This window comes from Mitsuaria sp. TWR114 (assembly GCF_007997345.1).
The window spans coordinates 1-2,208 of the sequence record NZ_VOSR01000812.1 but is presented as its reverse complement, the minus strand read 5'-3'; the positions used below and the strand labels follow the sequence as shown (position 1 = coordinate 2,208).

Annotated in this window: 2 protein-coding genes; one reads left to right on the top strand and one right to left on the bottom strand. The window is 70.4% G+C overall.

All coding sequences use genetic code 11. The features are described 5' to 3' along the window. Positions 1-54: 54 nt before the first annotated feature. Positions 55-1,128, bottom strand: a complete 1,074-nt coding sequence (locus FUT87_RS24485; protein WP_147242680.1) for a tartrate dehydrogenase — start codon at positions 1,126-1,128, stop codon at positions 55-57. Positions 1,129-1,270: 142 nt separating this feature from the next. Between FUT87_RS24485 and FUT87_RS24480 the strand changes: the two genes are divergently transcribed. Beyond that, a partial coding sequence (locus FUT87_RS24480; protein WP_255512008.1) for a LysR substrate-binding domain-containing protein occupies positions 1,271-2,208 on the top strand: 938 nt, incomplete at its 3' end.

The window sequence follows — 2,208 nt, the reverse complement described above, 5'->3', positions numbered from 1 at the left end:
CGCAAGCGGGAGAGGGAGCGCGACAGGTGAGCGGCTGCGCGGTGCGACGTGGTGCTATGCGGCGTGGCGGAGCGCGGCGATCACCGCGGCGGTGACATCGGTGGTCTTCGCCTGGCCGCCGAGGTCGCCGGTGTGCAGCGCCGGATTGGCGGTCACCGATTCGATGGCGCGCATCAGGCGCCGGGCGGCGGCGTCCTCGCCCAGGTGTTCCAGCAGCATCACCGCCGACCAGAAGGTGCCGATCGGATTGGCCAGGCCGCGGCCCATGATGTCGAAGGCCGAGCCGTGGATCGGCTCGAACATCGAGGGATAGCGGCGTTCCGGGTCGATGTTGCCCGTCGGCGCGATGCCCAGGCTGCCGGCGAGCGCGGCCGCCAGGTCGCTGAGGATGTCCGCATGCAGGTTGGTCGCGACGATGGTGTCCAGCGTCGCCGGCTTGTTGACCATGCGCGCGGTCGCGGCGTCGACCAGCTCCTTGCCCCAGGTGACGTCGGGAAACTCCGCGGCGACCTGCGCGGCGATCTCGTCCCACATGACCATCGCATGGCGTTGCGCGTTGCTCTTGGTGATCACCGTCAGCAGCTTGCGCGGCCGCGACTGCGCCAGCTTGAAGGCGAAGCGCATGATCCGCTCGACGCCGGCGCGCGTCATGACGGACACGTCCGTCGCGGCCTCGATCGGATGGCCCTGGTGGACGCGGCCACCGACACCGGCGTACTCGCCCTCGGAGTTCTCGCGCACGATCACCCAGTCCAGGTCGCGCGGTCCGCAGCGCTTGAGCGGCGTGTCGATGCCGGGCAGCACGCGGGTCGGCCGCACGTTGGCGTACTGGTCGAAGCCCTGGCAGATCTTCAGCCGCAGGCCCCACAGCGTGATGTGGTCCGGGATGTCCGGATCGCCGGCCGAGCCGAACAGGATCGCGTCCTTGTCGCGCAGCGCCTCCAGGCCGTCGGCCGGCATCATCTCGCCGTGCGCGCGGTGCCAGTCGCCGCCCCAGCCGAACTGCTCGAAGTCGAAGCGGAAGCGATCGGTCGTGGCGGCGAGCGCCTCCAGCACCTCGCGGCCGGCGGGAATGACTTCCTTGCCGATGCCGTCGCCGGGGATCGTGGCGATGCGATAGGTCTTCATGGGAATGGGTCTCCGGTCTCGTGTCCAGGGCGGCCTCGGCTGAGGCCTCTCGGGATCGACTCTAGGGAGCGGCGACTGCCATGGATCGCGGCTACATTCAAGCCGTCCTTAACCTGGATTCAACAATCGGAGGGGCATCGGCATGGCGTCCAAGACCTCGCCGCGCAGGGAAGCCGCGGCCATGCCCGTGGCGGCGATCGCGCCGGCGGACCTGAGCTTCTTCTCGACGCTGTGCAGCGCCGGCAGCCTCAGCGCCGCCGCGCGCGAGCTCGGCATCACCACCGCCGCGGTGAGCAAGCACCTGTCGCAGATGGAGGGCCGGATCGGCACGCCGCTGCTGAGCCGCACGACGCGCCGCATGAGCCTGACGCAGGAGGGCGAGCTCTACCTGGACCATGCGCGGCGCATCCTGGCCGCGATCGACGACCTGCAGGAACTGCTCAGCGCCAGCGGCGGCACCGCGAGCGGCCTGCTGCGGGTGAACGCGACGCTGGGCTTCGGCCGCACGCACATCGCGCCGCTGATCTCGAGCTTCGCGCGCCAGCATCCGAAGCTGCAGGTGCAGCTGCAGCTGTCGGTCAATCCGCCGCCGCTGCACGAGGACGCCTTCGACGTCTGCATCCGTTTCGGACCGCCGCCCGATGCGCGGGTCATCGCACGGCGGATCGCGTCCAACCGCCGGCTGCTGTGCGCGTCGCCCGCCTACCTGAGGCGGCATGGCACGCCGAAGACGCCGGCCGAGCTGGTCCGTCACGACTGCATCGGCATCCGCCAGGGCGAGGAGGCCTATGGGCTGTGGCGACTGAGCGCGCGGCGCGGCCGCAAGACGGTGACCGAGGCGGTGAAGACGCGCGGCGCGCTGACCACCAACGACGGCGAGATCGCGGTGAACTGGGCGCTCGACGGTCACGGCATCCTGATGCGCGCGGAATGGGACATCGCGCGTTTCCTCGCCAGCGGGCGCCTGGTGCAGGTGCTGTCCGACTGGGAGACACCGGACGCCGACATCTATGCCGTCTATCCGCAGCGCGTCCAGGGAACGGCCCGGGTCCGGCAATTCGTCGAGCACCTGGCGCAGGC